Source organism: Tardiphaga sp. 172_B4_N1_3, from assembly GCF_052076035.1.
Classification (GTDB): domain Bacteria; phylum Pseudomonadota; class Alphaproteobacteria; order Rhizobiales; family Xanthobacteraceae; genus Tardiphaga; species Tardiphaga robiniae.
In genome coordinates this window covers 4,165,908-4,187,737 of record NZ_CP197238.1, presented here as the reverse complement: position 1 = coordinate 4,187,737, position 21,830 = coordinate 4,165,908, and the positions used below count along the sequence as shown (strand labels likewise).

The following is a 21,830-nucleotide window of genomic DNA, read 5'->3' as shown; positions in this document are numbered from 1 at the left end:
TGATTGTTTTTGAGCGACCGCGAGGCCCAGATGTCTTTTCGCGAAGATAACAGCGCGTATGAGGATTGGCTGCGTGGCCAGTGCGACGTCGTGGAAAAGGACCTCAGGCTCAAGCACCGACTGATGCGCGAGGACCCCTTCGTCTTTTTGCGTGGCACGTATTTTCGGTGGGCAAGGAAGATCGAAGACCTCTGCCCGACATTATGCGATGCGCCGCATGTCCTGTGCGTCGGCGACGTCCATCTCGAAAACTACGGCACTTGGCGGGACGCCGAAGGGCGGCTGGTCTGGGGCATCAACGATTTCGATGAGGCGGCGAAGATGCCGTATCTGTTCGATCTCGTTCGGCTTACGACCAGCGCGCTGCTTGCGCCGGGCATGAGGCTTGGGAGAGCGGCAATCTCGCGTGCCATTCTCGCCGGCTACCGCAAGGGTCTGGCCGATCCCCATCCGGCTTTATTGGATCAACGCGAATTCTGGATGCGGCCCTATGCCGTTCGCGCACGCAAGAAGCCGGCGAAGTTTTGGAACGAGGTGAAGAAGTATCCGACCGCCAAGCCGCCTGCAAAGGTCGTCCAGGCACTGAAAAAGTCGCTGAAGGGCGCAACGATCGAGAGATTTGGCAGCCGCGTCGCGGGCACCGGCGGCCTCGGCCGGCCACGATACGTGGCCGTCGCCACTGCGGAAGGGGGGGGTCTGCCTGAGGGAGGCAAAGGCGCTCGTCCCTTCGGCATGGCTGTGGGCACATGGTAGCAAGTCGAGCATTTCGCATCTTCACGCCCTGGCGTTTGGACGCTATCGCGCGCCGGATCCGTTTCTGGCCATTGACGGCAAGTTCGTGATCCGCCGGCTGGCGCCGGATTCCCGCAAGATTGAACTCGGCAAGAGTCCGGGCGCCGAGCTGGCCAAATTGACCACGCAGCTATTGAACGCGATGGGGCAGGATCTCGCTGCCATTCACGTCGCGAGCAAGATCGGCGCAAAAGCGCTGCGCGCCGATCTCAGGAAGCGGCCTCCGGGGTGGCTGGGCATGGCGGCCAAGACCATGTCGGATCTGGTGGAAAGCGACTACCGCGCTTGGAAAAAGTAATGAGCCGCGGCAGTCGCTCCGATCTCACACAAGCCCGCCATTGGCGCGCAGCACCTGGGCGTTGATCCAGCCGCCTTCAGGGCCGACCAGGAAAGCAACGGCATTGGCGATGTCTTCGGGTGTGCCGAGACGCTCCATTGGCGTCGCCTTGGCGAAACGCTCGATCAGTTCGGGCGACTTGCCATTGAGGAACAGGTCGGTTGCGGTCGGGCCGGGCGCGATGGCGTTCACGGTAATCGAGCGGCCCCGCATCTCCTTGGCCATGATACCCGTCATGGTTTCGACTGCAGCCTTGGTGGCGGCATAGATCCCGTAGGTTTCCAGCTTGGTGCCGACGACGCCCGTCGAGAAGTTCACGACCCGACCGCCGTCGCGCAGCCGCTTCGCCGCCTCGCGCATGGTGTTGAACGTGCCTTTCAGATTGACCGCGATCTGCTGGTCGAACGATGCGTCGTCGGCGTCGGCGAATTTCGCGAGCTTCATGATGCCGGCATTGTTGATCAGCACGTCGATGCCGCCAAAGGCGGTCTCCGCTGCATCGAACATCCCGCGCACAGCGGCGGGATCGCTGACATCGGCCTTGGCGGTCAGCGCGCGGCCACCCGCGGCTTCGATCTTTTGTGCGACGGCCTCGGCCAGCGCGGCATTGCCGGAGTAATTGACGATGACCGTGAAGCCGTCGCGGCCCAGCCGCTCGGCGATAGCTGCACCGATGCCGCGGGATGCGCCCGTCACGATGGCTACTTTGCTGGATTGGTTGGTCATTTCGCTTCTCCTCGATAAGACGGCCGACTGGCGGCGCCGTTCTGATGGGAGAAACTTAGGCCATTCCATTTTCCGGATAATGATGCATTATCTGGCATCACAATCCGGATTTAGCGAACAAACCGATGGACCGTTTCGAGACGATGCGGGTGTTCACACGGGTGGTGGAGCGGCGCAGTTTTACGGCTGCTGCGGCGGATCTCGGCCTGCCGCGGTCGACCGTCACCGACGCCGTGAAGCAGATCGAGGCGCGGCTCGGCGTGCGGCTGCTCGAGCGCACCACGCGGCTGGTGCGACCGACGCTGGACGGCGAGGCCTATCACCAGCGCTGCCTGACGCTGATTGCCGATCTTGAAGACGCCGAAAGCGCGTTCTGCGGGGCCAAGCCCAAGGGGCCGCTGCGGGTGGATATGAACGGCACGCTGGCGCGCAATTTCGTGCTGCCGCATCTGCCGGACTTTCTTGCCGAATATCCGGATATCCAGCTCTATCTCAGCGAGGGCGACCGGCTGGTCGATCTGATCCGTGAGGGCATCGACTGCGTGGTGCGTGTCGGCGAGCTCCGCGACAGCGATATGGTGGCGCGCCGGCTGACCATGATGGACGAAGTCACCTGCGCCGCGCCGTCCTATCTCGCGCGCATGGGCGTGCCTTTGTCCATAGATGCGCTCGAAGGCCATCGCATGGTCGGCTATCACTCCTCGGCGACGGGCGCGGTGCTGCCGCTGGAATTTCAGGACAGCGGCGCGCTGCGTCTTGTCTCCTTGCGGGTGGCGATCACGGTGAACAGCGCGGAAAATTACGTGGCCATGGCGAAACTCGGCTTCGGCCTGGTGCAGGTGCCGCACTATCGGATCAAGGGCGAACTCGCCGATGGCACGCTGGTCGAGGTGCTGCCGCAATATCCGCCGACACCGTCGCCCGTGTCGCTGCTCTATCCGCGCAACCGCCAGCTCTCGCCGCGGGTGCGTGTGTTCATGGACTGGCTGACGCGTGCTTTTGCGCGCGACCTCATTTAGTGAAACCTGCGATGGCCCCTGTTTTTCGCTTCGCGCCCAGCCCCAACGGCTATCTGCATCTCGGCCATGCCTATTCGGCGCTGCTGAATTTCGATCTGGCGCGTGAGGCCGGTGGCCGGTTGCTGCTGCGGATCGAGGATATCGATGCCACGCGCTGCCGGCCGGAATTCGAGGCCGCGATCTATGAGGATCTCGCCTGGCTCGGCATCGCCTGGGAGATGCCGGTACGGCGACAGTCGCAGCATTTCACCGACTACCGCGCAGCGACCGAACGGCTTGCAGCCTTGGGACTGCTCTATCCGAGCTTCGAGAGCCGCGGTGAGATCGCGCGCATGATCGCGGCCGAAGAAGCGAAAGGCTCATGGCCGCGCGATCCCGATGGTGCGCCTCTCTATCCAGGCATTGCCAGATCGCTGTCGCCGCAGGCTGTCGCCGAACTCAAACGGGCAGATGCCCCGATGGCGCTGCGGCTCGATATGGCCAGAGCCATTGTGGCCAGTGGTTCGCTCGCATGGACCGAGCAGGGCGCGGGTCCGGGCGGCGAGACGGGCACCGTCACCGCGCAATCGGAGGCTTGGGGTGATGTCATCCTCGCCCGCAAGGAAACGCCGACCAGCTATCATCTCTCGGTCGTCATCGACGATGCGTTGCAGGGCGTGACCCATGTGGTGCGCGGCGAGGATCTGTTCTGGTCGACCAGCGTGCACCGGTTGCTGCAGCAACTGCTCGGCCTGCCGCAGCCGGTCTATCGGCATCATTTGCTCGTGCGCGATGGCACCGGCGCAAAACTGTCGAAATCGACCGGCTCCACCAGCCTGCGGGAGTTGCGGGCCGGGGGCACTACACCAGCGGATATCCGCCGCATGGTCGGGCTACCTGACCCGTCTGCCGCAAGTTAGCCGCAAGAAATTCGCAAGCCGGACCAGGCCTGCGGCGTGACTCCGCGCGCCCCGCCGTGGCATGGTGCCGCCGGGACAGGTGGGCAACATATGGCGCTGACATCGCGCTCTCCGCGCAAGATGCGGACGCGCACCAAGCAAACGCTGAAAAAGCGCGTGGCAAAGAAGCGTGCGGCGAAGAAGCCTGCATCGAAGCCGCGCGCCAAGCGCATGTCCCCGCGTGCCGATACGATGGTGGAAACCGCGCTGGCGGTGTTTGCCCATGAGGTGCGCACGCCGCTGACCGGCATTCTTGCGGTCAGCGATCTGCTGGCCACCTCCGATCTCGACGAGCGTGAGCGGCGCTGGGTCGAGACGATCAAGGCTGGCGCCGAACATCTGGCGGGTCTCGCGACATTGTTCGTCGATGCGGCGCGCAGCAGCAAATCCAGATTCGAACTGCGGCAGGATTTCTTCGATCTGCGCGCGCTTGCCCGCAACATCGGCGACTCGCTCGCGGGCCGCGCGGCTGCCAAGGGACTGCTGTCGCGGGTCGCGATCTCCGACAGACTGCCGGTGTTCGTGGTCGGCGATCCCGTGCGGCTGCGCGCGGCGCTGGAAAATCTGATCGACAATGCGGTGAAATTTACCGAGCAGGGCAATGTCGCGCTGAAGGTCTCGCCTGTGCGCATGGCGGGCAAGGTCGGCGTATCTTTCACCGTCTCCGATAGCGGCATCGGGCTCACGCTCGCCGAGATCAAGCGGCTGTTCAAACCGTTCTCGCAGGCCAATGTGTCGATCGCGTCGCGTTTTGGCGGCGCCGGCCTCGGCCTGTCGTCGGTCAAACAACTCGCCCGCGCCATGGGCGGCGACATCACTGTGGCGCAGAGCCGCGGCGGTGGGACAGTGTTCACGCTGACGGTCGGCCTCGACAAGACGAGCGGTCCGATCGCCATCATGTCGAGCGCCGATGATGCTGCTTTTGCGCCGGGAGACGCGCTGCGGGTGCTGAGCGTTGAGGACAATCCGTTCGGTCGCGTCGTGCTCAATGCCATTCTCACTGAACTCGGCCATCAGGCCGAGTTCATCGGTCGTGGCGAAGCAGCGGCGGAGCGCGTCGCGCAGGGCACGTTCGATGCGGTGCTCATGGACATGGTGCTGCCGGGTATCGACGGCGTCGAGGCGATCCGGCAGATCCGTGCGCTGAAGGCGCCGCATGGCCGCGTCGCGATCATTGGGGTGTCCGGTCGCAGTGAAGACGAAGCTGCATCGCGTCAGGCGGGCGCCGACGCGTTTCTGATCAAACCGGTGTCTCCGCGGGCGCTAGCGACTGCGCTGCTTGAAGCGAGACGCCGTGGGGCAGCCGCGACTTGATGATGGCGGCATTGAGTTCGCCCCCGAACACGAAGATCGCCGCAATAAAGTACAGAAACACCAGCGCGATGATCACCGATGCCAGGCCTGCATACATAGTGACATAGTTGTTGGCGAAGCGCGCCAGATAAAGACCGAAGCCGATACCGGAGGCCAGCGACGCCAGCATCGTGAAGATGATGCCCGGCAGGATCTGACTGAAGGTGCGGCGGCCTGCCGGCAGCCACACATGCAGGATGAACAATGCGATCACCATGGCGACGATGGTGATGCCGTAACGCGCCACCGTCAGTAGCCGCTCGTTGTTCTCCACCATCAGCGGGACATAGCGCCTCACGATTTCCAGCATCAGCGGGCCGAGCACGATCAGGAACGCCATGGCCAGCGCGGTGACGGCAGCGACCAGCGTGTAGCCGATTGACTCCAGCCGCAGCCAGTACCAGCGCCGCAGCTCGATCACCGAGTATGCGCGGTTCAGGGCAACGCGCAGGCTCTCGACGCCGTTGGAGGCGAAATACACTGCGAGCACGAGACCGATGGTCAGCGCATCGCCGCGGGTGGTGGTCAGCACGTCGTGGATCTGCGAGGACAGGGCGCCGGCCACCTGATCGGGCCAGACCTCCAGCAGCAGGCCGACGGCCTGATCGGCGAGATTCTTGGAGCCGAAAAAGCCGGCCAGCGAGGCCAGCACGATCAGGAACGGAAACAGCGCCATCAGGGTGGAGAGGGCGATATGGCTGGCGATCGCCCAGCCGTCATCGGCAAGAAACGTATAGAAGGCGTCCATCACGACATCGTAGACGGTGCGTATCTGCCCCACGTGCCACCTGGTTCGGGATCGGCCCGGCAAATCACCGGCCCTCATGTTAGCTTCTGATATCTAACGCGAAAAAGCCAGATCGTTGCATTGCGGCGCGCGCGTAACCGCTGTGTCATTTTGACGACTGACGATAGCGCAGCCTGTGACGCAGTGTTATGTAGCCGATATGACATCAACGCTCAGCAACATTATCCTCCCCATCGCGGTCGGCGCCGTTGCGCTGGTCCTGCTGCTTGGCTTGTTCAACATGATGCGCGGCGGCTCGCCTGATCGCTCGCAGAAGCTGATGCGGTGGCGCGTGGTGCTGCAATTCGTCGCCATTATCCTCACAATGGCCACCGTCTGGGCGATGGGCCGCTGACGCAAATTCCTTAACTGGCGCTGGATCAATTCGATGGTCGTTCTCAACCGCATCTATACCCGCACTGGCGATGACGGCACGACGGCCCTCGGCACCGGCGAACGTCGGCCGAAATACGATCTCCGCGTCAGCGCCTATGGAACCGTGGATGAGACCAATGCCGCGATCGGCGTGGTGCGACTGCATCTCGCCCATGCGCGGTCCCTGGATGCGATGCTCGGGCTGATCCAGAACGATCTGTTCGATCTCGGGGCCGATCTCGCGGTTCCGCAGCGCGAGGGCAAGGCCGAGCGGCTGCGCCTCCTGGCGAGTCAGGTCGAGCGGTTGGAGAACGATATTGACATGCTCAACGCGCCGCTGGCCGATCTGACCTCGTTTGTTTTGCCTGGCGGAACTCCAGCCGCCGCTCACCTTCATGTCGCCCGGACAATCTGCCGCCGTGCGGAACGGATCATAGTGGAACTCGCCGCCCAGCCCGATGAGCCGGTCTCGGACGCTGGTATCCAGTATATGAACCGGCTGTCGGACTTCCTGTTCGTCGCCAGCCGCTCGCAGAACGACAATGGTGCCGGCGATGTGCTCTGGGTGCCCGGCCAGAACCGGTAATTTCGGCTAAATCGGCTGGCCTAGAGACATTCGATTTTAGGGTCTGGCGCGTTGACCCCGTGTGGCAGGGGCTTTAGGTTCCGCGCCCAAGCTTCCGAGCAAGCTCTGAAACAATAAAACTCACACGAAAGAGGATCGATGAAGGTTCTGGTCGCGGTCAAACGGGTGGTCGATTACAACGTCAAGGTTCGCGTCAAGAGCGACGGATCGGGCGTCGAACTGTCCAACGTCAAGATGTCGATGAATCCGTTCGACGAAATCGCTGTCGAGGAAGCCCTGCGCCTGAAAGAGGCCGGCAAGGCAACCGAAGTGGTGGTGGTGTCGATCGGCCCCGCACAGGCGTCCGAAACCCTCCGCACCGGCCTCGCGATGGGCGCGGACCGCGGCATCCTCGTCAAGGTTGAAGGCACCGTCGAGCCGCTCGCCGTGGCGAAGATCCTCAAGGCTGTCGCCGATGAGGAAAAGCCGGGCCTGGTGATCCTCGGCAAGCAGGCGATCGACGACGACGCCAACCAGACCGGCCAGATGCTGGCTGCGCTGCTCGGCTGGCCGCAGGCGACCTTCGCCAACAAGCTCGTCATCGAGGGCGACGACGTCACCGTGACCCGTGAAGTCGATGGCGGTCTGCAAACCGTCAAGCTCAAGGGACCGGCCATTGTCACCACCGATCTTCGTCTGAACGAGCCGCGCTACGCCTCGCTGCCGAACATCATGAAGGCGAAGAAGAAGCCGATCGACGAGAAGACCGCCGATGGTTACGGCGTCGATATCTCTCCGCGTCTCGAGATCATCAAGACCAGCGAACCGGGCGGCCGCAAGGCCGGCGTCAAGGTCAAGGACGTCGCCGAACTGGTATCGAAACTCAAGACTGAAGCCGGGGTGCTCTAATGCCGACATTGCTGCTTGCCGATCACGACAACGCCACCCTGAAGGATTCCACCAACAAGGCGCTTACCGCCGCGACCCAGATCGGCGGCGAGGTGCACATTCTCGTTGCCGGCCAGAATGCGAAGCCGGCCGCGGAAGCTGCCGCCAAGCTGCAGGGCGTCACCAAGGTACTGCTCGCCGACGACGCCTCTTATGCCCACGATCTTGCCGAGCCGCTGGCCGCGCTGATCGTGTCGCTGGCGCCCGCCTATGACGTGCTGATCGCCGCTGCGACCACGCGCTCGAAGAATGTGATGCCGCGCGTCGCCGCCCTGCTCGACGTGATGCAGGTGTCGGAAATCACCAAGGTGATTGCGCCCGACACCTATGAGCGTCCGATCTACGCCGGTAACGCGATCCAGACCGTGAAGTCCAAGGACGCCAAGAAGGTCATTACGGTGCGTACCTCGACCTTCGGTGCAGCCGGTGAAGGCGGCAGCGCGGCGGTGGAAGACGCCAAGACGGCCGAGAATCCCGGTCTGTCGACCTTCGTCGGCGAGGACATGGCCAAGAGCGATCGTCCGGAACTGACCTCGGCGAAGATCATCGTGTCCGGTGGCCGTGCCATGCAGAGCCGCGAGAACTTTGCCAAATACATCGAGCCGCTCGCCGACAAGCTCGGCGCCGGTGTCGGCGCCTCGCGCGCCGCGGTAGATGCCGGCTATGCCCCGAACGACTGGCAGGTCGGCCAGACCGGCAAGGTCGTGGCTCCGGAGCTGTATATCGCCATCGGCATTTCCGGCGCGATCCAGCATCTCGCCGGCATGAAGGACTCCAAGGTGATCGTCGCGATCAACAAGGACGAAGACGCGCCGATCTTCCAGGTCGCCGATTACGGCCTGGTCGCCGACCTCTACCAGGCCGTGCCGGAGCTGACCGAAGCACTCGGCAAGTAGAGGCCCAGCGGGCAAGGATTTGGCAAATAAGGCCTTGCTGAATTAGGGCTTTGCGCCTCAATTAACGACATCGGCCGGAGTGACTGACTCCGGCCGATATTTTATGTAAAGATAGCTTTCCGAACGCGGCATGCGCGGGCGGCGTGTTCCCAGAGATGACAAGCAAGATGGCGGTTATGATCAAGAAAGTCGGCGTGATCGGCTCGGGCCAGATGGGCAATGGCATTGCGCATGTGGCTGCATTGGGCGGCCTCGAAGTTGTGCTGAACGATGTCTCTGCCGACCGCCTGAAGTCTGCCATGGCGACGATCAACGGCAACCTGTCGCGTCAGGTGTCGAAGAAGGTCATCACCGAGGATGCACGCAAGGCCGCGCTGGATCGCATCACCTCGTCCGACACGATGGACGGCCTTGCTGATTGCGATCTCGTGATCGAATCCGCCGTCGAGAAGGAAGAGATCAAACGCAAGATCTTCCACGATCTCTGCGCCGTGTTGAAGCCGGAGGCAATCATCGCCTCCAACACATCGTCGATCTCGATCACGCGCCTCGCCGCGTCGACCGACCGTCCCGAAAAGTTCATCGGCATTCACTTCATGAATCCGGTGCCGTTGATGGAGCTGGTCGAACTGATCCGCGGCATTGCCACCGATGACGCGACCTTCGATGCGTCCAAGGACTTCGTCACGAGGCTCGGCAAGCAGATCGCCGTCTCGGAAGATTTCCCGGCCTTCATCGTCAACCGCATTCTGTTGCCGATGATCAACGAGGCGATCTACACGCTGTATGAAGGCGTCGGCAATGTCGAAGCCATCGATGCTGCGATGAAGCTCGGTGCGCATCACCCGATGGGCCCGCTCGAACTCGCCGACTTCATCGGCCTCGATACGTGCCTGTCGATCATGCAGGTGCTGCATGAAGGCCTCGCCGACTCCAAGTATCGGCCGTGCCCGCTGCTGGTGAAATATGTCGAAGCCGGTTGGCTCGGTCGCAAGACCCAGCGCGGTTTCTACGACTACCGCGGCGAGAAGCCGATTCCGACGCGCTAAGCTTCGCGCGCTGTCCGTTACAGTAAGACTTCGTCATGGCCGGGCTTGTCCCGGCCATCCACGTTTTTGTGGCCAGCAAAATAAGACGTGGATGCCCGCGACATCCAGCGAAGCCGCGCCTCGCGCGGGCATGACGGAGTGCCTGGTTAGATGAGAGCCCGCATCAGGCTCACCGTCGCCGGCACCATCCCGACGATCGTCGCCATGCCCATGCCGACTCCGCACAGATGCGCCATCAATGTCTCGCGCTGCGTAATCATGTCACGTACTGCGCCACGCCATGGCCAAACGACCAGTTCTCCGGCAGCACCTCGACGAGGTTGATGAAGACGTCTTCGGGCCGCAGGCCCGGTCTGTCAGTCAACTTCTCGACGATCCGTTTGTAGAGCGCCTGCTTCTGCTCGCGCGGACGAGTGTTGCTCACCGTCAACTGGATGATGACCAGGTCATCGGTCCGGCGAATGCCGAGATAATTCGGATCATAGATGAAAGTGCCATCATCGTGCTCCGAGATGGTGACGAAACGATCGCCCTCCGGGACGTTGAAGGTCTCGCGCAGCGCCTGATAGACGCCTTCGGCGATCGCCTCCCGATAGGCGGCGGGCTTGCCCTTCTTCAGTGAAATGCGAACCAGCGGCATGGTGGTCTCCTGTCGTTCAAATCCGATCCAACAAACCTAATCCCATATTGATCATTGGAAAATCGTATGAAATAATATTTCAATGATGTCATATTGAAATGATTGGCTGATGAAAGCGCTCGATATCGAGGCCGTCCAAGCCTTCGTGCTGGTGGCCGATCTCACCAGCTTCACCCGCGCAGCCGAGGCTATGGGAAGCACGCAGTCGGCGATCAGCCTGAAGATCAAGCGGCTGGAAAGCGGGCTGGGCAAGCGCCTGCTGGAGCGAACGCCGCGGCTGGTGCGCCTGTCGGCGGAGGGGGCGGCTTTTCTGGCCTCCGCGCGAAATCTCGTCGCGGCGCATCAGTCGGCCATTGGCTCATTCGCTGCGGAGCGGCGGCGTCTCGTGGTCGGGATCAGCCATCATCTCGTCGGCGCCGATCTCGCCGACGTATTGAAACGCATGAGCGCGACTGATCCGTCCCTGGTGATCGAATTGCGGATCGAGTCATCGCGGGTCCTGCTGTCAGCCTATGACGCTGGCGATCTCGACGCGGCGATCGTGTTGCGGATCGACAGGCGACGTGGTGACGGCGAGGTCTTGATGGAAGAACCATTTGGCTGGATGGGCACGCTGGATTTTCGGCACGCGCCCGGTGAGCCGCTGCGACTCGCGGCGCAATCCGCGCCATGTACGGTCCGTTCGGCGGCGATTGCGGCACTCGATGGGGCTGGCATTCCGTGGACCGAAGCCTTCGTTGGCGGCGGCGTTGCGACCATCGGCGCAGCGATTTCCGCCGGTCTCGCCGTTGGTGCGCTGGTCCGCCGTGTTGCTCCCGCCGGCAGTATCGATCTCGGCCCGCGCCTCGGTCTGCCGAAATTGCAGGATGCCGAGACGATGCTGCATTCCAGCCTCACCGATGCGCGGGCGCGCGGCGCGCTGCGCACGCTGGGTGCGGCATTTCGGGCGAATGCCGGCTGATTGTTGCACCAGGTCAACATTCGTTAACCCCGCACCGCTATACCGGCGGTACGACGTTACGGAGTATTTCTATGGATATGGCCTTGGTTGCCAGCGCGCTTGCCATGAAGGCGGCGGGAACGCAGTCGCAGATCGCCACCTCGATCATGAAGTCGAATGCCGACATGGAAAAGAACACCGTGTTGACGCTGCTCGGCGGCGCGCAGCAGGCCTCGCAGGCCAATCTCGGCGCGGGCGTCGGCGGCAACGTCGATATCGCCGCTTAAGGCGCTGTCGAACCTGGCTGGTCGTCGCTGGACGCAGCAGTCAGTGTCGCGCGAAAATGGCTGGGCGGCGTGCCAATGATGCGCTTGAAGGCACGACTGAACGCTGCTTCCGATTCATAGCCAAGCCGCCGTGCGACGACCGCGATCTTTAGGCGGTCGCGAACGAGCCACTGCTTTGCTTCCTGCATCCGCAATTGCGCGACGTAACGGGCCGGTGTCTGGCCGACGACATTGGCGAAGCGCAACGCAAATGCCGAGCGTGACGCATGCATGACGTTCGCCAGCGCCTCGACGGTCCAATCCCTGGTCGGATCGCGATGGATCGCAGCGAGAACTCGCCCGATACCGGGATCGCGTGCTGCTGCGACCCAACCGGCAGAGCCGCAGCCCTTCTCCACCCAGTTGCGGATCAGTGCAGCGGCGACAACATCGGCCAGCCGCGTCAGCATGCCGCCGGCACCGACGCGATCCAGCGCCAGTTCGGACGTCATGGCCTCAAGCAGATGCGGGATGGCGGGCTCGTCGGTGGCCAGTTCGTGCATCTGCATCAGCTCAGGCATCATCAGCAGTAACGGATGCTGGCTGTCGAGGTTGAAGGTCATGCCGGCGCCGAACAGCACGGTTTCTTCGCCATTTCTGTTGCCGCCGCTGCAGGTGTCGAGGATGCCGCAGCAAACCGGCTCGAACTGGCAATTCTCGACCGGCGCCGGGAAGGCATCGGGTGAACTCGCCAGCGCATGTTCCGCGCCGCGCGGCAGCAAGACCGCATCACCTGGTTCAAGGCGGACCCACGCGTTATCAAGAGTTCGCAGCCAGCAGCCGCGTTCGGCGACGAAGTGGAATTGCGCCTTCGGCCGTGCCGGGAATACCAGCCCCCATGGCTCGGTCATGCGGCAGCGGACGTAATCGACGCCCTCAATCTTCAAGCCCCGGAGCATTTCGGTCAGGGGGTGAGTGGCGACAGTTGTGGACGAATGATCAAGCATTGAGGGTTTTCTAGCATGGAAACTCCAGGAGGTCACCTCCATCTCCGGGGTCCCTGCTGGAGACTGCCATGACTGATTCCGCCACTGCTGCACTTGATGCCGATGTTTCTCCCGTAACCACTGAGCGGACGGACGCGGCTTGGGCGGCTGTTGTCTCCTTGATGCTTGGCGCGTTCAGCCAGGTCACGGCTGAATTCCTGCCCGCCAGTCTGCTTACGCCGATCGCCACCGATCTCGGCGTCTCGGTTGGTGCTGCCGGGCAGGTGGTGACGGCGACTTCCCTTGTCGGAATCATCGCCGGGCTTGCGACGGCCATTGTGACACGCGCCATGGATCGCCGCGTCGTCCTGTGGTCGCTCACAGTGCTGCTGATCGTGTCCAATCTGCTGTCAGCTACCGCAAGCAACCTGCCGATCCTGTTGCTTGCCCGCGTGCTGCTCGGCATCAGCCTCAGCGGTTTTTGGGCAATGGCAACTGCCACAGCGATGCGGCTTGTTCCGGCGGAGGCGCTGCCGCGCGCGATCTCGCTGATTTTCAGTGGCGTTTCGATCGCCACCGTCAGCGCTGCGCCCATCGGTGCATATCTTGGAGATCTGTGGGGCTGGCGGAACGTGTTCTTGCTGGCGGCCGCTGTCGGCGCCGTCGTGCTCGTCTTTCAGGTGCTGACGCTGCCGCGCTTGCCGCCGCTCACATCACCGGATGTGCGCACGCTGTTCGTGCTGATGCGTCGGCCCAGTGTCCGGCTTGTGATGATCGCAATCGCCGTCAGTATCTCGGGCCACTTCGCCGGATTCACTTACGTCCGGCATTTCCTCGAACAAGTGCCGCAGCTTCCGGTCACTGCGATCTCGCTCGTCCTGCTGGCTTATGGCGTTGGCGGTTTCTTCGGCAATTTCGCGGGCGGGGTGCTTGTCGCCCGTAGTGCGAAACTTGCGATCGTCACGGGATCTGCGGCCATCGCCGTGCTCGCGCTGGTGCTGTTTGTCTTTGGCGCTTCGGGCCTTGTCGCGGGCATCGCGGTTGGTCTCTGGGGTTTTGCCTTCGGCGTGCTGCCGGTTGGCTTCCAGACATGGATGGTGCGGGTCGCATCGGACGAAGCTGAATCTGCGGGCGGCCTGCTCGTGTCGGCTTTCCAGGTCGCGATCACGGTTGGCGCAGTCGTTGGCGGCATTCTGGTCGACGGTTTCGGCCCGTTCGGTGCCGTTGGTTATCTCGCAGCGGCGACACTAGCGGGCGCGCTGCTCGTATTGCTGTCGCGCAGCGGCGGCGAAGTGCCGGCCTGAAGCGCGAAGGGAGGCAGCAGCCTGCTGCCTCCCGGCTTCTCTTACGCGACCGGTGTGATCCAGCCGATCCCGGCACCGCCGGGCTGCAGCAGGATTGCGAGCCGGCCGACATCGGGAATGTCGAATACCGGCCGCATCAGCGTCGCGCCGGCCGCGACAGCTTTCTTCACACGCGCATCGACATCGTCGACCGCGAGATACGGCATCCAGCCATCGGGGACATTCTCGTAGCCCGGGCCTTCCGCGTGGAAGATGCCGCCGACCGGCACATTGTCCATCATTGCGATCCAGTAGATGCCGCCGCCCGCCAGCTTCTTGGCCTGATAGGTCCAGCCGATGGTCTCCTGATAGAAGGCTTTCGCGCGCTCGGGATCGCGCGTCACGAATTCATTCCAGTTGAAATGACCGTGCGGCGTCATGGCGTCCTCCGTTGTTGCGTCAGACTGAAACCAGCGTCTTGAAGCCACCATAGATCATGCGCTTGGCATCGAACGGCATCGCCTTCGGATCCATCATCTTGGCGAGGCGCGGATCCTTCATCACTTTGGCGTTGATGCGGTCGCGATCTTTGCGCGTCTTGTAGATGATATAGGAAAACACAACGGTCTCGTCGGGTTTCAGTTTCACGCTGCGCGGGAAGGATGTCCATTTGCCGACGCTGACGTCATCGGCGACACATTCCTGATAGTCGAGTGCGCCGTATTCGCGCCAGATTTTGCCGGCCTTGCGCGCGATGGCGGCATAGGCTTTCAGCTTCTTCTTCGGCACCGGAACGAGGAATCCGTCGATATAGGCCATTGGTCGTTTCTCCCTGCTGTCATGCGTCGGCGCCGGGCGTGAACAGCCCGGTCGTTTTCAAGACGAACGCAAGTACGTTCATCCGACATGATGGCGGGGAATTTCGTGGCTGGGGCAGGCGGCCGTATGTCGCAGTCGTCTGTGCCGTGGTCTTCAGAAACTGGCCGCGGCGGGCTTCACCGCCGCTTTCAGCAGCTTGATGGCATCTTCGCTGTCCCATTCGGCGGGGCCGGCGATGGTCGCGATCTCGCAGCCCTTGCCGTCGATCAGCACCGAGGTCGGCATACCCAGTGCACGGCCGATGCCCTTGAGGTCCTGGAACACCTTGGCTGAGGTGTCGGTGAAATAATCCAGCCGGTTGAGGCCGCCGTCTTTCAGAAAGGCCTTCGGCTTCTCGGCGTCGCGGGTGTCGATATTGATCGCAACGACCTGGAAATCCGGGCCGCCGAGCTTGGTCTCGAGGTTGTTCAGCGCCGGCATTTCCCTGCGGCAGGGCACGCACCAGGTGGCCCACAGGTTCACCAGCACCGTCCGGCCGCGCCAGTCGGACAGCTTCTTCTCCTGGCCGTCGGCATCCCTGAAAGCGAGGTCCGGCAGTTTCAGCGGCGTTCTGGCCATGGTCAGGCCGGCAACTTCGCCGCGCGCCAGCGGTTCGATCTTCTTCGACAGCGCTATGGCCGGCGCACAGGTCGGATCGCCCGGCGCAGCCTGCTGCCGCAGCCGATCCATATTGGATACCGCGGCAAAGCCGATCACGGCGCCGACGAGCACCGCGCCGAGCACGATCAGGCGGCGTTTGGCAGGACGGGGGGCAGGCTGGTCGGGCATAGGGTTTGTCATTCGGTCTCAGTTAGGGCTATGCAACGGTTGGCGACGGACGATCCGTCGGCTGCGGTTAAAGATGAGTGACAATTCATGGCTTCGCGCAAGGGCAACGGCAAGTCCAGCAATGACGGTAAGGGCTCCAATGTGAGCAACAAGATGTGGGGCGGGCTGTTCGATGAAAGCCCCGACGCCATCATGGAGGAAATCAATGTCTCCATCGACGTCGATCGCCACCTCTATGCCCAGGACATTACCGCGTCCAAGGCCCATGCTGCGATGCTTGCCAGGCAAGGGATTATCACCGCGAAAGATGCGAAAAATATCACAGGCGGTCTAGACACGATCCTGTCAGAGATCACCAAGGGGGCGTTCACATTCAAGCGTGCGCTCGAAGACATTCACATGAATGTGGAGAGCCGGCTCGGCGAGCTGATCGGCCCGGCCTCCGGCCGCTTGCACACCGCGCGTTCGCGCAACGACCAGGTCGCGACCGACTTCCGTCTGTTCGTGCGCGATACCATCGACGAGATCGATGCGGCCTTTGCGTCGCTGCAGCGGGCACTGGTCGATCGTGCGCTGGAGCATGCCGACACGGTGATGCCCGGCTTCACCCATCTGCAGACCGCGCAGCCGGTGACCTTCGGTCATCATCTGCTGGCCTATGTGGAAATGGTGTCGCGCGATCGCGGCCGCTTCGCCGATGCGCGCAAGCGCCTCAATGAAAGCCCGCTCGGCGCCGCTGCGCTGGCCGGTACCTCATTCCCGATCGATCGCCATGCCACAGCCAAGACGCTGGGCTTCGATCGCCCGATGGCGAATTCGCTCGATGCGGTGTCGGACCGCGATTTCGTACTCGAGACGCTGTCGGCGGCTTCGATCGCGGCCGTACATCTGTCGCGCTTCGCCGAGGAGATCGTGATCTGGACCTCGCCGCTGGTCGGCCTCGTCAGACTCTCGGACAAGTTCACCACCGGCTCCTCGATCATGCCGCAGAAGCGCAATCCGGATGCGGCCGAACTGGTCCGCGCCAAGACCGGCCGCGTGATCGGCTCGCTCACCGGATTGTTGATTGTCATGAAGGGCCTGCCGCTGGCCTATCAGAAGGACATGCAGGAGGACAAAGCGGGCGCGATGGAGGCCTATTCGGCGCTATCGCTGGCGATCCGCGCGATTGCCGGCATGGTCCGCGATCTCGTGCCCAATGAGGAGCGCATGAAGCTTGCTGCCGGCGAGGGCTATGCCACCGCCACCGATCTGGCGGACTGGCTGGTGCGAACGCTGAAAATGCCGTTCCGCGAGGCGCACCACGTCACCGGCCGGATCGTCGGCATCGCCACCAAGAAGGGCGTGGCGTTGCACGAGCTCGACCTGAAGGAGATGCAGGCGGTCGAGCCGAAGATCACCGCAGAGGTGATGAAGGTGCTGTCGGTGGAATCCTCGGTGAAGAGCCGGGTCAGCTATGGCGGCACGGCGCCGAAGAATGTGACGTCGCAGGCGAAGGCCTGGCTCAAGCGACTGGAAAAAGAGCGGAAATTGGGCTGAGCGGGCTTGGCGTGCGAAAATTCAATGGATTTCGGGGTCTCGCCAGAGCGCAGCAATCTTTGTATGGTGCGCCCGCATTTGGGGATTTCGCTGTGACTTGTCCGACCCGCCCTGCGTCCGCGCGATGGGCCATTCTCGTTCTGACCGCTTCTGCTTTGGCGCTGGCTGGCTGCGGCCGTAAAGGCGGCCTCGATCTGCCGCCACAGGCGTCTGCGCAGCCGATGGGTACCGGCGCTCCAGCGGCGGATCCCGATGCACAGTCGGCTGCCAGCAAGGGCAGGGACGTGTTCGCGCCCTCGAACGGTGTCGATGAGGGCCCGCCGGCGGCGACCCGTGGTCGCAAGAAGCCGTTCCTGCTCGATCCGATCCTGGACTAACTCGCCATGCGCCATTTCGACTATCGCAACGGCGTGCTGCACGCCGAAGGCGTTGATATTGCCGAAATGGCGGATGCCGTCGGCACGCCATTCTATTGCTATTCGACCGCGACGCTGGAGCGGCACTACCGCGTCTTCACCGAGGCCTTTGCCGATACAAAGGCCCTCGTCTGTTACGCCATGAAGGCGAATTCCAACCAGTCGGTGCTGCGCACGCTGGCGAAGCTTGGCGCTGGCGCCGACGTGGTCTCCGGTGGTGAGTTGAAGCGCGCGCTGGCCGCCGGCATCCCGCCGAAGAAGATCGTGTTTTCCGGCGTAGGCAAGACCGCGGACGAGCTGCGGTTGGCGCTCGACGAGGACATTCTCTGCCTCAATATCGAGTCGGAGCCTGAACTCGCATTGCTGTCGGAGATCGCCAGCGAGACCGGCCGTACGGCGCGGATCTCGATCCGCGTGAATCCCGATGTGGACTCCGGCACCCACGCCAAGATCTCCACCGGCAAGTCGGAAAACAAGTTCGGCATCCCCATCAGCAAGGCACGCGAGGTCTATGCCCGTGCTGCGAAGCTGCCGGGAATTGAGGTCACCGGCGTCGACATGCATATCGGCAGCCAGATCACCGATCTCGCCCCGATGGAGCAGGCATTTCGCATCCTGGCCGATTTCGTCACCGTGCTGCGCAACGACGGTCACACGATTTCGCATGTCGATTTCGGCGGCGGTCTCGGCATTCCCTATTACGAGGACCGCGCCGCACCGCCGGAGCCGATGGCCTATGCGGCCATGGTCAAGCGCGTGACGCACAATCTCGGCTGCACGCTGATGTTCGAGCCCGGCCGCATGATCGTCGGCAATGCCGGCATTCTCGTCGCGCGCGTGATCCATGTGAAGCATGGCGACGGCAAGACCTTCGTCATCATCGATGCGGCCATGAACGATCTGATCCGGCCGACTCTGTATGAGGCCTATCACGAGATCCTGCCGGTAGCGGCGCCCGCACCCGGTGCGAAGCTCGCGGCTGTCGATGTGGTCGGCCCTGTTTGTGAGACCGGCGATTACCTCGCCCTCGACCGCAAGCTGCCGGAGCTGAAGTCCGGCGATCTGCTCGCGATCATGACCGCCGGCGCCTATGGCGCCGTGCAGGCGGGAACCTACAATACCCGCGCGCTGGTCCCGGAAGTGCTGGTGAAAGACGACCAGTATGCGGTGGTCCGCCCGCGGATCGAGGTCGAGCAGCTGATCGCCATGGACAAGGCCGCGCCCTGGTTGTGAGACGGTGATTTTACCTCTCCCGCTCTGCGCGGGGAGAGGTCGCCGCGCCTTCGCGGCGGGTGAGGGGCGGGGCACGGGGCTCTCTTCAAGCTCAAGCGCAGGTAGGCGGATCTCGAAGAGCCCCTCACCCCACCCTCTCCCCGCAAGAGCGGGGCGAGGGAGCGCACGGCCGGCGTTCCCTTACAAAGACCCCTCACGGCTTCGTGACCCCAATCGCTCCGAATCGACTTAGGCTCAGGCTTTGCATGTGCACGGATGGCCCCCGTGCCATGCCTCATTGCCGCCGCCGTGCTAGTGTGTCGTGCGGTAACATCGGAGATCGTCGTTGAGCGCTGCGCCCCCCGACCGACCACAACCCCCACACGATCCAAATGCCGATCGTCAGGCGGCGGCGCAGCTTCAGCTGGCGCAGGCGCTGCAGCGTGCCCGGGTGGCGATTGCCTGGGAGCGGGGGTGGCCGCATCTGGCCCGGCTGCTCAGTGTCGTCGGGTTGTTTCTGGTGGCGTCCTGGGCCGGCCTGTGGCTGACGCTTCCCTTCACTGCACGCGCCATCGGTCTTGCGTTGTTCGTCATCGCCGCGCTGGCGACGCTCGTTCCTCTCCTGAAGTTTCGCTGGCCGTCGCGTGAAGAGGGCTTGTCGCGCCTCGATCGCGGCACCGGAATTGCACATCGCCCCGCAACGGCGCTGACCGACACGCTGTCGTCGCAGGACCCGATGGCCCGGGCGCTGTGGCTGGTTCAGCGCGAGCGTACGTTGGCCTCGCTCAAGAAAATCCGCGCTGGCCTGCCGTCGCCGCGCCTCGCGATCCATGATCCCTGGGCGCTGCGCGCCATCGTGGTCGTGCTGCTGTTCGCCACCTGGTTTGCCGCCAGTGGCGAGCGCGGCGCACGCATCATGGCGGCGTTCGACTGGAACGGCGTGCTGGCGCCGGCGAATGTGCGCGTCGACGCCTGGATCACGCCGCCGCCTTACACCGGCAAGCCGCCCATCATCCTTTCCGCCGCCAATAAGGATGCGTCCACGGCCGATGCCGCTGCATTGCCGGTGCCGTCGGGCTCGACGCTGATCGTGCGCTCCAGCGGTGGTGCGCTTGATGTCGTTCTCACCGGCGGTGTCGCTGACGTGGCGCCGACGGCGGAAGCCCCGAAGGGCACCAACGAAAAGCATTTCATCATCACGTCTGACGGGACGGCACATGTCCGTGCGCCGTCCGGCCAGCCGCAGTGGAAGTTCACGGCAACGGGTGATCGTCCGCCGACCATCGCGCTCGCCAAGGACCCGGAGCGTCAGGCGCGCGGTTCGCTGCAGATGTCCTACAAGCTCGAGGACGACTACGGCGTTACCGAAGCCCATGCGCTATTCGCGGCGCGTCCCGCCGAGACCAAGGATGGCATCAAGGAAGCCGCCAAGCCGCGGCCGCTGTTCGATGCGCCGTCATTTGCGCTGGTGCTGCCAAATGCGCGCACGCGCAACGGCGTCGGCCAGACCGTCAAGGATCTCAGCGAGGATCCCTATGCCGGCGCCGATGTGACGCTGACGCTGACCGCGAAGGATGAGTCGGGCAACGAGGGCAAGAGCGAGCCGTTCAGCATGCGACTGCCGGAGCGGCTGTTCACCAAGCCGCTGCCGCGCGCGCTGATCGAACAGCGCCGTATCCTGGCACTCGACGCCAATCAGCGCGGCCAGGTCTCCTTCGCGCTGCAGGCCCTGATGATCGCTCCGGAAGCTTTCACGCCGGAAGCCGGTCAGTATCTCGGGCTGCGCAGCGTTGCCACCCAGATCGAACGCGCCCGCACCGATGCGGCCCTGAAAGAAGTCGTCGCCAGCCTGTGGGCGCTCGCCGTCACCATCGAGGACGGCGACATCACCGATGTCGACAAGGCGCTGAAGGCGGCGCAGGACGCGCTGAAGCAGGCGTTGGAGCGCGGCGCCAGCGACGAAGAGATCAAGAAGCTCACCGAGAACCTGCGTGCGGCGCTGGACAACTTTCTGAAGCAGCTCGCCGAGCAGATGAAGCAGAACCCGCAGCAGCTGGCGCGTCCGCTCGACAAGAACACCAAGGTGATGCGGCAGCAGGACCTCAACAATATGATCGAGCGCATGGAGCGGCTGTCGCGCTCCGGCGACAAGGATGCCGCCAAGCAGTTACTCGAACAGATGCAGCAGATGCTGGAAAACCTGCAGATGGCGCAGCCCGGCCAGTCCGGTGACAGCGAGATGGATCAGGCGATGAACGAGCTTGGGGACATGATCCGCAAGCAGCAGCAGCTTCGCGACAAGACCTTCAAGCAGGGCCAGGACCAGCGCAACGAGCGCCGCCGCGGCAAGCAGGGCGAGCAGGGTATGGGCGATCTGCAGCAGGATCAGCAAAACCTGCGCGACCGCCTCAAGCAGCTACAGGACCAGCTCGCCAAGCAGGGCATGGGCCAGGGTCAGAAGGGCCAAAAAGGACAGCAGGGGCAAAAAGGCCAGCAGGGCCAGCAAGGGCAGGGCCAAGGTCAAGGCGGCGACGATCAGGCGGACGCCGATGGTGACGGCGACGGTGATGGTCTCGGTGATGCCGACAGCGCCATGGGCGATGCCGGCGGCCAGCTCGGCGAGGGCAATGCCGATGGCGCCGTGGGTTCGCAGGGCAAGGCACTCGATGCGCTCCGCAAGGGTGCACAGAAGCTCGCGCAGGCCATGCAGCAGGGCGAGGGTGAAGGCCAGAACGACGGCCCCGGCAACAATCCCGGCCGCCAGCAGAGCGGTGGCCGGCAAAGCGATCCGCTCGGGCGTCCGCTGCGTGGCCGCGAACTCGGCGACGACCTCACGGTGAAGATTCCCGGCGAGATCGACGTGCAGCGTGTGCGGAGAATCCTGGAAGAATTGCGTCGTCGCCTCGGCGACACGACGCGACCGCAGCTTGAACTCGATTACATCGAGCGGCTGCTGAAGGATTATTGAGGGCGGAGTTAGGAAGCGCCGGTGCCAGTGGTTTCCCTCCCCCAAGCGAAGCGCAGCGGGGAGGGTCGGCCGATAGGCCGGGGTGGGGTGCTTCAGCAAGTGAGAGCGGCGTTTGTGGCACGACCCCACCCGTCTGGCCTTCGGCCAG

At 63.4% G+C, this 21,830-nt stretch carries 24 protein-coding genes; 17 read left to right on the top strand and 7 right to left on the bottom strand.

From position 1 onward, the window contains the following. Nucleotides 1-9 precede the first annotated feature (9 nt). The gene (locus tag AB7783_RS19835; RefSeq protein WP_441278561.1) at nt 10-753 is read left to right on the top strand and encodes a DUF2252 family protein; all 744 of its coding nucleotides are present in this window, start codon (nt 10-12) and stop codon (nt 751-753) included. An 85-nt stretch (nt 754-838) separates the two neighbouring features. Next, the gene (locus AB7783_RS19830; protein WP_441278560.1) at nt 839-1,090 is read left to right on the top strand and encodes a hypothetical protein; all 252 of its coding nucleotides are present in this window, start codon (nt 839-841) and stop codon (nt 1,088-1,090) included. Nucleotides 1,091-1,114: 24 nt separating this feature from the next. Here AB7783_RS19830 and AB7783_RS19825 read toward each other — a convergent pair whose 3' ends face one another. After that, complete coding sequence (locus AB7783_RS19825; protein ID WP_092150434.1) at nt 1,115-1,855, bottom strand: SDR family oxidoreductase; 741 nt, start codon at nt 1,853-1,855, stop codon at nt 1,115-1,117. Nucleotides 1,856-1,980: 125 nt separating this feature from the next. Here AB7783_RS19825 and AB7783_RS19820 point away from each other — a divergent pair, with 125 nt between their 5' ends. From AB7783_RS19820 to AB7783_RS19810, 3 genes are all read left to right on the top strand, one after another. Beyond that, complete coding sequence (locus AB7783_RS19820) at nt 1,981-2,874, top strand: LysR family transcriptional regulator (protein ID WP_441278559.1); 894 nt, start codon at nt 1,981-1,983, stop codon at nt 2,872-2,874. A gap of 11 nt (nt 2,875-2,885) precedes the next feature. After that, complete coding sequence (gluQRS, locus tag AB7783_RS19815; RefSeq protein WP_441278558.1) at nt 2,886-3,773, top strand: tRNA glutamyl-Q(34) synthetase GluQRS; 888 nt, start codon at nt 2,886-2,888, stop codon at nt 3,771-3,773. Nucleotides 3,774-3,863: 90 nt separating this feature from the next. Then, nucleotides 3,864-5,126, top strand: a complete 1,263-nt coding sequence (locus AB7783_RS19810; protein ID WP_441278557.1) for an ATP-binding protein — start codon at nt 3,864-3,866, stop codon at nt 5,124-5,126. Here the strand turns inward: AB7783_RS19810 and AB7783_RS19805 are convergent. After that, complete coding sequence (locus AB7783_RS19805) at nt 5,053-5,913, bottom strand: YihY/virulence factor BrkB family protein (RefSeq protein ID WP_210269064.1); 861 nt, start codon at nt 5,911-5,913, stop codon at nt 5,053-5,055. The genes AB7783_RS19810 and AB7783_RS19805 overlap by 74 nt on opposite strands. Nucleotides 5,914-6,112: 199 nt before the next feature. Here AB7783_RS19805 and AB7783_RS19800 point away from each other — a divergent pair, with 199 nt between their 5' ends. From AB7783_RS19800 to AB7783_RS19780, 5 genes are all read left to right on the top strand, one after another. After that, complete coding sequence (locus AB7783_RS19800) at nt 6,113-6,307, top strand: twin transmembrane helix small protein (protein WP_068730376.1); 195 nt, start codon at nt 6,113-6,115, stop codon at nt 6,305-6,307. Nucleotides 6,308-6,340: 33 nt separating this feature from the next. Further along, nucleotides 6,341-6,913: a cob(I)yrinic acid a,c-diamide adenosyltransferase gene (locus tag AB7783_RS19795; protein ID WP_089267625.1), complete on the top strand. Its 573-nt coding sequence runs from the start codon at nt 6,341-6,343 to the stop codon at nt 6,911-6,913. Nucleotides 6,914-7,051: 138 nt separating this feature from the next. Continuing rightward, entirely contained in the window at nt 7,052-7,801 is a 750-nt protein-coding gene (locus AB7783_RS19790) for an electron transfer flavoprotein subunit beta/FixA family protein (RefSeq protein ID WP_120287249.1), read from the top strand. After that, on the top strand, nt 7,801-8,736 hold the full coding sequence (locus tag AB7783_RS19785; protein WP_089267623.1) for an electron transfer flavoprotein subunit alpha/FixB family protein: 936 nt from the start codon (nt 7,801-7,803) through the stop codon (nt 8,734-8,736). The genes AB7783_RS19790 and AB7783_RS19785 overlap by 1 nt, the downstream gene beginning before the upstream one ends. A 167-nt stretch (nt 8,737-8,903) precedes the next feature. Next, the gene (locus AB7783_RS19780) at nt 8,904-9,785 is read left to right on the top strand and encodes a 3-hydroxybutyryl-CoA dehydrogenase (RefSeq protein ID WP_089267834.1); all 882 of its coding nucleotides are present in this window, start codon (nt 8,904-8,906) and stop codon (nt 9,783-9,785) included. Nucleotides 9,786-10,041: 256 nt separating this feature from the next. Here the strand turns inward: AB7783_RS19780 and AB7783_RS19775 are convergent, their stop codons facing one another. Next, entirely contained in the window at nt 10,042-10,425 is a 384-nt protein-coding gene (locus AB7783_RS19775; RefSeq protein ID WP_441278556.1) for a tautomerase family protein, read from the bottom strand. A gap of 109 nt (nt 10,426-10,534) precedes the next feature. On the opposite strand from AB7783_RS19775, the gene AB7783_RS19770 reads away from it, so the two are divergent. Both AB7783_RS19770 and AB7783_RS19765 read left to right on the top strand, forming a co-directional pair. Continuing rightward, entirely contained in the window at nt 10,535-11,386 is an 852-nt protein-coding gene (locus AB7783_RS19770) for a LysR family transcriptional regulator (protein WP_089267621.1), read from the top strand. Between the two features lie 71 nt (nt 11,387-11,457). Beyond that, a complete protein-coding gene (locus AB7783_RS19765; RefSeq protein ID WP_068729200.1) occupies nt 11,458-11,652 on the top strand; it encodes a putative motility protein in 195 nt (64 codons plus the stop codon). Here AB7783_RS19765 and AB7783_RS19760 read toward each other — a convergent pair. Beyond that, nucleotides 11,649-12,638 carry an AraC family transcriptional regulator gene (locus AB7783_RS19760; protein WP_441230778.1) on the bottom strand — a complete coding sequence of 330 codons (990 nt, stop codon included), beginning with the start codon at nt 12,636-12,638 and terminating at the stop codon, nt 11,649-11,651. The genes AB7783_RS19765 and AB7783_RS19760 overlap by 4 nt on opposite strands. A 68-nt stretch (nt 12,639-12,706) precedes the next feature. Between AB7783_RS19760 and AB7783_RS19755 the strand changes: the two genes are divergently transcribed. Beyond that, nucleotides 12,707-13,921, top strand: a complete 1,215-nt coding sequence (locus AB7783_RS19755) for an MFS transporter (RefSeq protein ID WP_309942803.1) — start codon at nt 12,707-12,709, stop codon at nt 13,919-13,921. Between the two features lie 41 nt (nt 13,922-13,962). Here the strand turns inward: AB7783_RS19755 and AB7783_RS19750 are convergent, their stop codons facing one another. The 3 genes from AB7783_RS19750 to tlpA form a co-directional block, all read right to left on the bottom strand. Then, on the bottom strand, nt 13,963-14,340 hold the full coding sequence (locus tag AB7783_RS19750) for a VOC family protein (protein WP_089267617.1): 378 nt from the start codon (nt 14,338-14,340) through the stop codon (nt 13,963-13,965). Between the two features lie 19 nt (nt 14,341-14,359). Further along, complete coding sequence (locus tag AB7783_RS19745; RefSeq protein WP_089267616.1) at nt 14,360-14,719, bottom strand: DUF1428 domain-containing protein; 360 nt, start codon at nt 14,717-14,719, stop codon at nt 14,360-14,362. Between the two features lie 153 nt (nt 14,720-14,872). Next, the gene (gene tlpA / locus AB7783_RS19740; protein WP_441278555.1) at nt 14,873-15,547 is read right to left on the bottom strand and encodes a thiol:disulfide interchange protein TlpA; all 675 of its coding nucleotides are present in this window, start codon (nt 15,545-15,547) and stop codon (nt 14,873-14,875) included. Between the two features lie 141 nt (nt 15,548-15,688). Between tlpA and argH the strand changes: the two genes are divergently transcribed. From argH to AB7783_RS19720, 4 genes are all read left to right on the top strand, one after another. Beyond that, entirely contained in the window at nt 15,689-17,086 is a 1,398-nt protein-coding gene (argH, locus tag AB7783_RS19735; RefSeq protein WP_441279727.1) for an argininosuccinate lyase, read from the top strand. A 92-nt stretch (nt 17,087-17,178) separates the two neighbouring features. Next, nucleotides 17,179-17,463, top strand: a complete 285-nt coding sequence (lptM, locus tag AB7783_RS19730; protein ID WP_068730373.1) for an LPS translocon maturation chaperone LptM — start codon at nt 17,179-17,181, stop codon at nt 17,461-17,463. A gap of 6 nt (nt 17,464-17,469) precedes the next feature. Further along, nucleotides 17,470-18,735, top strand: coding sequence for a diaminopimelate decarboxylase (lysA, locus tag AB7783_RS19725; RefSeq protein ID WP_089267614.1), 1,266 nt, complete (start codon nt 17,470-17,472; stop codon nt 18,733-18,735). Between the two features lie 325 nt (nt 18,736-19,060). Next, the gene (locus AB7783_RS19720; protein WP_441278554.1) at nt 19,061-21,682 is read left to right on the top strand and encodes a TIGR02302 family protein; all 2,622 of its coding nucleotides are present in this window, start codon (nt 19,061-19,063) and stop codon (nt 21,680-21,682) included. Nucleotides 21,683-21,830 lie beyond the last annotated feature (148 nt).